The 9,259-nt window shown below is 35.4% G+C and carries 13 protein-coding genes and 2 pseudogenes; 4 read left to right on the top strand and 11 right to left on the bottom strand.

Annotated elements, in window-relative coordinates:
- Positions 1-165: 165 nt before the first annotated feature.
- Positions 166-515: pseudogene (locus AC0OM3_RS12110) on the top strand (hypothetical protein).
- 99 nt (positions 516-614) lie between these two features.
- Here AC0OM3_RS12110 and AC0OM3_RS12105 read toward each other — a convergent pair.
- The 7 genes and pseudogenes from AC0OM3_RS12105 to AC0OM3_RS12075 form a co-directional block, all read right to left on the bottom strand.
- Positions 615-924: pseudogene (locus tag AC0OM3_RS12105) on the bottom strand (hypothetical protein); the annotation flags it as partial.
- Positions 925-1,184: 260 nt separating this feature from the next.
- Positions 1,185-1,685, bottom strand: a complete 501-nt coding sequence (locus tag AC0OM3_RS12100; RefSeq protein ID WP_098829591.1) for a GNAT family N-acetyltransferase — start codon at positions 1,683-1,685, stop codon at positions 1,185-1,187.
- A 108-nt stretch (positions 1,686-1,793) separates the two neighbouring features.
- Positions 1,794-2,384 (bottom strand): DUF3967 domain-containing protein, encoded by a 591-nt coding sequence (locus AC0OM3_RS12095; protein ID WP_098829592.1) that lies wholly within the window; start codon positions 2,382-2,384, stop codon positions 1,794-1,796.
- Between the two features lie 87 nt (positions 2,385-2,471).
- Positions 2,472-3,152 (bottom strand): S-layer homology domain-containing protein, encoded by a 681-nt coding sequence (locus AC0OM3_RS12090; protein WP_098829593.1) that lies wholly within the window; start codon positions 3,150-3,152, stop codon positions 2,472-2,474.
- Between the two features lie 307 nt (positions 3,153-3,459).
- Positions 3,460-4,068 carry a replication-relaxation family protein gene (locus tag AC0OM3_RS12085; protein WP_098829594.1) on the bottom strand — a complete coding sequence of 203 codons (609 nt, stop codon included), beginning with the start codon at positions 4,066-4,068 and terminating at the stop codon, positions 3,460-3,462.
- Positions 4,058-5,224 carry an FtsK/SpoIIIE domain-containing protein gene (locus AC0OM3_RS12080; RefSeq protein WP_098829595.1) on the bottom strand — a complete coding sequence of 389 codons (1,167 nt, stop codon included), beginning with the start codon at positions 5,222-5,224 and terminating at the stop codon, positions 4,058-4,060. The genes AC0OM3_RS12085 and AC0OM3_RS12080 overlap by 11 nt, the downstream gene beginning before the upstream one ends.
- A gap of 10 nt (positions 5,225-5,234) precedes the next feature.
- Positions 5,235-5,429 carry a hypothetical protein gene (locus tag AC0OM3_RS12075; protein WP_061885373.1) on the bottom strand — a complete coding sequence of 65 codons (195 nt, stop codon included), beginning with the start codon at positions 5,427-5,429 and terminating at the stop codon, positions 5,235-5,237.
- Between the two features lie 244 nt (positions 5,430-5,673).
- Here AC0OM3_RS12075 and AC0OM3_RS12070 point away from each other — a divergent pair, with 244 nt between their 5' ends.
- Genes AC0OM3_RS12070 through AC0OM3_RS12060 form a run of 3 tightly spaced genes read left to right on the top strand, consistent with a single transcriptional unit; the run spans position 5,674 to position 6,601 of the window.
- Positions 5,674-5,904, top strand: coding sequence for a helix-turn-helix domain-containing protein (locus AC0OM3_RS12070; protein ID WP_098829596.1), 231 nt, complete (start codon positions 5,674-5,676; stop codon positions 5,902-5,904).
- Positions 5,905-5,945: 41 nt separating this feature from the next.
- Positions 5,946-6,179: a hypothetical protein gene (locus AC0OM3_RS12065; RefSeq protein ID WP_253621427.1), complete on the top strand. Its 234-nt coding sequence runs from the start codon at positions 5,946-5,948 to the stop codon at positions 6,177-6,179.
- Between the two features lie 59 nt (positions 6,180-6,238).
- A complete protein-coding gene (locus tag AC0OM3_RS12060; protein ID WP_098829598.1) occupies positions 6,239-6,601 on the top strand; it encodes a YolD-like family protein in 363 nt (120 codons plus the stop codon).
- Positions 6,602-6,701: 100 nt separating this feature from the next.
- Here the strand turns inward: AC0OM3_RS12060 and AC0OM3_RS12055 are convergent, their stop codons facing one another.
- The 4 genes from AC0OM3_RS12055 to AC0OM3_RS12040 all read right to left on the bottom strand — a co-directional run.
- Positions 6,702-7,214, bottom strand: a complete 513-nt coding sequence (locus AC0OM3_RS12055) for a hypothetical protein (protein WP_087965711.1) — start codon at positions 7,212-7,214, stop codon at positions 6,702-6,704.
- 263 nt (positions 7,215-7,477) lie between these two features.
- A complete protein-coding gene (locus AC0OM3_RS12050; protein ID WP_474211984.1) occupies positions 7,478-8,296 on the bottom strand; it encodes a GH25 family lysozyme in 819 nt (272 codons plus the stop codon).
- Entirely contained in the window at positions 8,296-8,721 is a 426-nt protein-coding gene (locus AC0OM3_RS12045) for a phage holin family protein (RefSeq protein ID WP_474211982.1), read from the bottom strand. Before AC0OM3_RS12045 ends, AC0OM3_RS12050 begins: the two co-directional genes overlap by 1 nt.
- Before the next feature lie 40 nt (positions 8,722-8,761).
- A partial coding sequence (locus AC0OM3_RS12040; RefSeq protein ID WP_474211981.1) for a tail fiber domain-containing protein occupies positions 8,762-9,259 on the bottom strand: 498 nt, incomplete at its 5' end.

Genomic DNA, 9,259 nt, shown 5'->3' with positions numbered 1-9,259 from the left:
ATATTTGAATATTTCCACTTTTTTAATATATCTATACTTAATCAATCTTCTTTAACTTACTTGAATACACTGGGAAAACAGCTGATAATAACATTATCGTTACCTATACAAATGCTAGATAGTTTTAACCGTTTAAGATAGAAAAACTAACTGGGAGTGGTACCTTTGGACAATAAAAGTAAATCTTTTGTAGTAACTGTGACACCTATTACGGAGAGTTCAGATTTAGTTATTCAAAACGATCAAACTAACACGGAAAGGAAATACAGATACCAGAGAAACCAGATCAACGTTTAGTTCCATCTAAAACAGCTAAAATTTCACCTGCTGTTTTGCTAAAGCTAAATACCCTTAAACCATTTATTAAGGAACAAGAAGGTATGGATAAAACATCAATTAATAACATCATTGACATGCTAGTTGAGCATTATGTAGATTCTCAGCTAGTCAACCGACATTCTAAAGCATATAAAGACATGTATAAGCGCCTCTATGAGACGTTAGAGAATAAATAAAGAAAAAAGAAGTATCCCAGTTTTTCATTAAGGATACTTCTTTTTTATGTCCCCTCTTATTAAAACCGCCATCGTTAGCGGAAGGCATTTTAAACTTGATGTGTCGATTTTACCTTTCACCTTTTGGATAAACCACCATATTAAAGCTACAAGTAGTAGAAGGAGCGGTATTCCCTGAATAAAGAGAAATCCTCCCCAAAAATCAAGTACAGTACTATATGGAGAAACGTTGCCATCACACCTATAAATAAAGCCACTGGAATTGTGCATAGGTTTGCCCCTAGAAACTGACCATTATGAATGTTAAATTTTTATCCTTAGTTTTTGGTGAATCAGAATTAAAGAATGCGAATACTGCCATGCCGCTTATAAAATACAGTATTACATAAAGTTGATTAAGATATCCCATAATATTCCTCCACTATCCTAATTGTACCATTAGCAAGGACAATTTTGTGTAAAGTTGGAGGAATAGGATATTCATATAAATTTAACATTATTGATAGCAAGAAAAGAGTGAATCCTTACTCTTACAAGGGATGCCATCTTTCTTTTTTCTACAACTTTATTTTCCTACATTCCTAACCTGGGCTAACGATTCCTCTTCTTGCTCTCATCAGAACTAACACCACTAGCTCATTTACACGATTATCGATATAGGAAATAGTTTTAAGCATCAGGTAATACAAATTCCATTTGCCGACTCTGTGTTTTAAATCCAAGTTTTTCGTAGAATCGTATAGCCTTCTTGTTAAATTCTAAAACATTTAATTCTACACTTGTTGCTTGTATTTCTTTAGCATACTCAAATGCTTTTTGTACTAATATTTTTCCTATTCCTGTTCCTTGACATATTTCGCTTACACCAATATTGCGGATAAAGAGTACTTTTCGCTCAACTAACTTTGGATTTTCAGATGGTTCTTTAATATCTAAGATTATGTAAGCAAGAATCTCTTTATTATTGTCCTCTACTACAAATATCTCTATGGTTTTATCCTTAAACCACTCTTGGTATGCATTTTGATCCAAAGAAGCTGTAGTATCAGAATAAATATCTGGTCTTCCCTCTATATGTAACTGTTGAACTTGCTTGTTTATATTTGATATATCCGAAAAATCTTCTGGAGCGGCTAGTCTTACTGTGAAAGGCAAAACTTCATTAGACATAAGTACATTCCTCCTAATGTTTTATTTGAAGTGTGTTTAACAAAGCGCATCATTATCGGTAGCAAAGACAAAGAGGAACCCTACTCTCACAAGGGAACCTCCTTATTCTCACCAGAACTTCCACCACGGCTTTTTCTTCTCTTTCGCAGCAGCAACCTCATCACGAAATTCTTGCATCATTCTCTTCGTTTCCTGCATCTCACGCAGTGTCTTCATAAGCGTCTCGTCTCGCGCTTCCAATCGTTTTTCCACTCGTTCATTATGTGCTTCTACGCTTGCTTTGATTTCCTCATTGCTTTGCTTGGCCTGCTCGCTTAATCGCTTCTCCATCGCTAACATACTCTGATTCATTTCTTGCGTCATAACGCTGTACTGTTCCTGTAGTTGTTGTTTAATGTGGAATGGCACTAAGTCCGTTTCCTCAGGCTCTTCTTGAATCAGATCCGGATTAACCTTTTCTATTTGCTGCGCAATCATCTTCGCTGCCTTCTCTAGCGTCATACCGTCATGCTTACTCAGTTCAATTAACTTCTCAATCACCATAATGTCATTGTCTGTGTATTGGCGTCTGCCACGATTATCCTTCTTCACTGCGAATCCTTCACGTGACAATACTTCCATGTACTTTCTAAGGGTGCTATCGGAAATTCCTAGTCGTTTGTATACTTCACTAGCAGAATAAACAATTTCGTCCGTCATAACGTCACAACACCTCCTAGTGAGAGTATTCCATGATGGTAAAAAAAATCCTGCAAATAAAAAAACGACTCTGCTGAGTCATTTTTTTTATTTGGCACTATCTCGTAGAGTTCTGCTTGTTACTGGAATGGCTCTATATAGGAATACTGCTAATTGTTCACGCGTCACAGTTCCATTTGGATCAAAGTTATTATTTCCTACACCACTAGTAATACCGTTACTATATAAGGTTTTTACGGCTTCATTTGCCCAGTGTCCTTGCATATCATTAAATTGGTGATCAGATTTCTTTTTTAACCAAAAGGCGTTGTTGAAAGCTTGAGCAAGTTCCGCTCGAGTTAAGATTCGTTTTGGATTAAAGCGACCATCAGCTGCATAATAGAAAAGTCCATCATGATATCCTGCTACAATTTCCTTTTTAAACATTGAATCATTTATATCATTAAACGGAAGCGGTTTTGACATATCATAATCCGAAACTTTCACCGTTCTATATAAAAATGCCGCTAATTGTTCACGTGTTACTTTATCTGTAGCTCCAAAATAGCCATTGCCGTATCCCAACATTATATTGTGATCCACCATATATTTAATTTCTTTATATGCCCAATGAGATTGTGGCACATCTATAAAACTACTAGTTTGAGCACTTGCAGCTTGTATTCCCTGGTTTACGTTATTACCTAATGTCTCGGCCATAGAGTTATCTGCAAAAAAAGTTGTACCAAATACCGCTGCACATACACCTGAAATAATTATTTTCTTCATTACTATTCTCTCCCTTTAATGTTAAACGTCAGTAATATAATTCCAAAAATCATTATATAACTATTTTACTATTAGAAAAAGAAGGAATTTAAACAAATTCCTCCCTATAATACTTTATTAATAAAACTATATAGCTTTAGCAATCTCAACAAGTAATCTCATAAACAACGGGATCATTTGAACTACTACAAACCAATCCCTGCACGACCTATTAGCGAGAATCCTCGTTCCTGACTATCAAACATAATGAACAAATCACCGCATAACGCTATGACGGATACAATTCCCACTAATAAAACTCTCGTTATTATGCTTTTACAGCAAGACTCTCCATGAAATTGTTAATTGAAGAAGCTTGAAAGATTCGTAAGTTAGAAGAGTTAATATCATACTGCTTATCAGTAATGATGAGAATCGATGGAAAGTATTTAGTTCCTTTGGGCTGCCACGATTCGTTATGCCATTCCTGACTATGAAAATATAACTCATACCTATTTATCTTATCTTGCATCATCTTTTTACTATAAACTGACTTTTGAACTTCAATGAAGAATGGCGATCTGCGCCATATTGTAAATGCATCAGGTTCCATAAATTCTTTTCCATATTTCGGTTCAACTTTAAATAGTTTCGGTTTTTCATAATGAATCAGTTGTTTGTATACGTCCACAATGCCGAGGAAGTGGGGAATCTTTTGGCTAGTTTTTCGAAGTGTGCTAGGTTGAGGGAAATATATAAATGGCTGCTGCGTGATATTTGCATCCACATGACCGTCTCTCCTTAATCTTTTCATCACCGTGTTGCAGCAAGTAACTGCGTTTTTTAACCCATTAAAATGTAAATCTATTATATCGTCACGAGACATACATCTAAAGCGCTTCAGATTGCTTATTATCGCTCTGTCTCTACTCTTCATAATCTAACACCCCGAACAATTGGTTCTCTTCTTGTGGAGGATTCTGAAGCTTTGTATCCTCTTTGGGAATGCGATAAGGTTCAACGATTTGTTTTGCTTTGCTTAATTCTAAATAAGGAGCTTGCACTTTCTTTAATCCATTTAATTTCAATATCATTTGGCCCAATTGCTCCAAGTGTTCTGAACCAGGTGTACCCATGATATTACTGTTAATCGTACTATCGCATTTAAAGCCCATTCTAACGGTCATATTCAGCTTTAACTTACCATCTAATACTTTTGCATCAGGACGTTGCATAGAAAGCATCAAAAATACTCCTAGTGCCCTGCCGACTGCCGATATCTTTTCAATTGTAGCCATACATTCTTTTTCATCCTGCAACATGCCCACTTCATCAATTGCTAGTAAAATGTACGGTTTCTGGTTGTCAGGATTTAATTTGTTGTATTCATCAATATGATCCACTTCATACTCTTCCATTAGCTTTCTTCGTTCACGTATTTCCTTCCACACTTTCTGAAGCATAATCTTCATTTCGATTTCTTCCATGCAAACCTCTTTTGCGTGTTTTACTCTTCGTAAGAAATGAAATTCAGAGTTTTTTAAGTCACCCAGGTACAAATGTAATTTATCTGGGGACATGTGTTGAATGAGTGTGGACAGAACAACACGCACCATGCTACTTTTCCCGCTCCCTGTTTCCCCCGCTATAAGTAGATGTGGTGTATTTGAATCAACCATGTCATACACAATCATATTTCCGAATTGGTCCCGTCCTACCACAACAGGAAGACGGTGATGTTTTAGTAATGGCTGCCATTGTTTAAAGTTGTAATTGTATCGCTTTAATCCAGCATCTGAATGAAATACATTAAGCACAAACTTTTTAATATCACCTTCAATTGCTACATTACGACCTAATATTTGTTGAAAGCAAAACCATTTCTTTTCAATAGTCTTAGGATCCAAACCATTCGGAATGGTAAATACATATTGAATATTTTCTTGTGTGGAAGAAATGGAATGTATCTTTGGATAAATTGGTACTTTTCCGCCTCTCGTTTGATGGTCCACAAATAACCCCGCTTTTCCAAATACCTCCATAAGTTGATTCCTCAAACCTTGTTTATGAAGCCATTCTTTGATGAATTCCATGTGATACCTCCTAGAACATGATTAAGATTTTGATAAATACATAGCCGATGAAACAAACTCCACCTATTCTCATTCCGTGATACATTCCATCACTTAAAAGTTTAGCTGCTGCAACGTGATCATTTTTTACAAGATGCTTTTCTAATATCGCCCCTCCAATTGTCGTTACTCCTAATACTCCTAATGAAATAAATGTAGTTAACATAGAAAACTCCCCTTTATAAACAGAATTTAAAATCCTGATGATACTTAGGTTTATTGATTGAAAACCTTGGTAGTATTACTTTGATAGCTAACTTGATAGCTGCTTTGATAACTAATTTGATAGCGACCTTGATAAATCATATGGGGCACAGCTTGGACAATATGTAAAAAACTTTTACGGTCTACGCGAATATTTTTTTACGTTTTTGACGAGAATGTTGAAAATAAGTTCGGGAGGGATAAACGTGTTTTGGAAGTTCGGAGGAAAGAAACGTACAAAATTAGGTGATTTTTTAGATCGGAACGGATTTAATCAACATGATTTAGAAAAAACTGCTAAGTTAAGCCGCCCTACTGTTTCTAAAGCATGTAATGATAAAGAGTACATACCTAGTCCAACTGTTATGAAAAAAATATTGAAAGCCATTCGTGATGTAAAACCAAATGCAAAAGCAGATGACTTTTGGGATATGTAAAGCAATGGTGCAATTTTACAAAAGGAGTTGTTTATGTGAGTATGGAGCGAAAGTCAGTTGAATATTTCATAGAAGTAATGAATGAACGCATTCAATTCTTAACAGATAGCATTAATGATTTCGAAAAGGAAATAAAATCTGCTGATGGATATGCAAAAGGTCATTTTAAAGGATATAATGCAGCTCGCCGAAGCGAAATTGAATTTATCCAACGACGAATAGAATTTTTAAATAAGATATTAGAGGAGAACAACGAGTCAAAAAAAGCAGTTTAAAAAGAACGTACGTTCGTGTATAATGAGCATAAATTACATACACGAATCGGGGGATCACCATAGATAATCTGAGTTGGGGCGCACCAAAGATTAAAGGACGCGGTATGATCAAGTGGCAGCCGTTTGCCAGCATGCCGGAGCAATTCGCGGGGATTAGGGAGATAATGGGTGAGTTGAACAAAGTACCTAAACCAATGCTTACGCAGGATACAAAAGAGCGGATTGAACGTGTTTTAATTGATTCTGCACAGAGGCAGGAAGATATACTTATTTCGTTTTATCGGGATGGATTTATTAGTAATATGTACATAACTGTTATACGAATTGATTTACATACTAATACGGTACATTGCACAGATGCGTTTAATTTACATACGGAATTTAAATTTGATGAAATTGTCGATGTAGCTGACCAATTGTAGTTAGCTTTTTATATTGTTGTAAATTTAAAGAACGAATATAAACTATAATAATAAAAAAACTAGCCGCATCTCATATGAGGCGGCTAGTTTTAATTTTATATTAATAAATTCTAGCTCTCAAGCGTACGGAACTGTCGTTACTTCCAGTAGGATCAAAAACTTTAACAACATAGGTACCGCTTGTAACTCTTAAATCTCTTACTTCAGCATATCGTCCTTGTGATGTAGCTCGTTGTATTAAATTGTTATTTTTATAAACTTCAAAAGTCATTTTATTACTAGTAGAGTATTTATCCATCCAAAAATTAACATACGAATATGTTCCACCACCTAATGGTGTTACAGTGAAATAATACACATCATTGGCCTTTGCATCACCAGATCCTGCATTATCTGTATCAAATTCTCTATTATCTGAATTTAAATCTGCATAAACTGAAAAACCACCTAAAGCAGCAAAATTATGTTTGATATCTGTTTTGTTAAGGGCATTTGCTGAACTTACTGTTGGTAAATTATTTTCTTCTGCACTAGCTGCAGTACCTCCAATTAATCCTAATCCACTTAATCCAATGACCCCAGCTAGAGCAACTCTTGTAAAATTTTTAACCATTTTCAACTTTAAATCCCCCTTTTCGTTTCCCTAATTCACCAACAATTTACAATAATATCACAAAAATGTAAATATTATAAAATTTATAAAAACATTTGTAAATATTCAAAAGATTCAATTAATGTTTAAATTTTATGAAATTGTCGATAGCACTGAATAAAAAAAGAGGGTCTACTCAAAGTTGAGCAGACCCTCTTTTACTTACTTCACATACACATAGGCTTCATTTGCTGTTACATAGTATGTTTTACCTTGGCTATTGTTTATTTTTTAATATACTCGTAGAACCATTTACCTTCAGGTCTAGTATCCATCCACCAAGTGATTTTATCTAATTCAGCATTAGGTAATACTTCCGTTTGTAAGTATGCGATACCAGTTGATGGATCAGAAATAACTTGACCTTTAGTTCCGCGTTCAACCATAGCATTTAATACTTCTGGAACCAATGAAACGCCAAATCCACCAGATTTAACAAATTGATATCCGCCATTAGAATCAATTTGTTCTGATTGCTTCTCTTCTGTAAACCAAGATAGTGGCTTACCTCCATTTAATTCATTCAAATCACACTTACCGATACCAGGTACATTACCTGTTTCAGTGTATTGCCAAATATCGCATGGATAATCAGGTTTCTTCCCGCCATAACGAGGAATCCATACAAAGTCAGCAATTACATTTGCCATTCCAAATGGAGCATACATATGATGGCCAACATATAAACCAACTTTCTGAGCACCTAATCGACGTAATTCATTGATAAACGCTTGCGCGCCCGCTCTCATATCATTCATTGTTTTTACTTCCACATCAGCAACCCAGACTGTTGCGCTCTTGTCTCCGCGATTCCAGAAGTCACGAGCTTCTATACGTGCATCATTTTCAGAAACAAAACGACAGAATGCATAGTTACCAAAAGGAATTCCATGTTGCTTCATAGCTTGTACATACCTCTTATATAATGGATCTACATAATTTGAACCATCTTGTACACGAGCGATGATGAAATCAATGTGTTGTTTTGCTACAGGCCAGTTAATATTACCATTCCATTTTGAAATATCTACAATGTGTCCCATTATTGAACATCTCCCTTTTTCTCTTCTTGTTTTTGTTTACCACCTAAAATTTCAACTGCATTTGTTAAAGCTTGTGGCAACGGAATACCCATTCGACCAGCATTTTCTAAAAGTGAAAGTAATTCATTACCCATGAAGAAGAAAATTGTTGCTTCACGAATAGCACTATTACTCCCTAACACTGTGTCTAATTGAGCTGCCGCTCCAACTAAAAGAAAAAGCACCACCTTTTTGGCGATACCTTTGAAACCAACTTTACTTTTTAGCTCTCCGTTATATCCTGCTGCGACCACTCCTGTGATATAGTCAATAGCTGCCATGATTACTAGGACTTTCAATGTTGCATCCCATCCTCCCAAGAAATACCCACAGAAGCCACCAAAAGTGGCAATAAAGGTTTTTAATAATACATCAATACGATCCATCTTTTCCCCTCCTTTTTTAGATAATAAAAATCAGACCAGCTTATGGCTGCTCTGGTTTCCCATTTATTAATTTTTGTACTAATTCTGTTAATGTAGACACATCGTTTGTTAGTATCGCAACCTGCTCTTTTAATTGTTTATTATCACCTTTAACGGTAGTTAACTCTTCGTTAAATTCATAATACTGCTGTTGGAAGGCTGCAATAAGAATAGAAACAGTATTATATAAATTAATGGCTCGTTTCTCTTTATCTGTAAATATATCTTCCGTATCATCCGCAATCATACCGAAATACGTTTCAATTTCTTTTGTTGTATATGGTTTTGTTTGTTCCTCTGGTTTGTTCACACGCATTTGATACAGATCATACATGTCGTCTCTAAAATTGTACTGCTTTATAGCCAAACTCATGATTTTATCAAGAGCCGAGAAAGGAATGTCTTTTATATTCTCTTTCATATTTCTAGCAGACGTAGGGTTAAATGCTTTCGCCCACATTTGACCAACAGCACTAATATCTTCATTCGCTCGTAGAGT

Source organism: Bacillus sp. FAU20 (genome assembly GCF_056033865.1).
The sequence above is the reverse complement of the archived record's forward strand: the minus strand, read 5'-3'. Positions and strand labels throughout refer to the sequence as shown.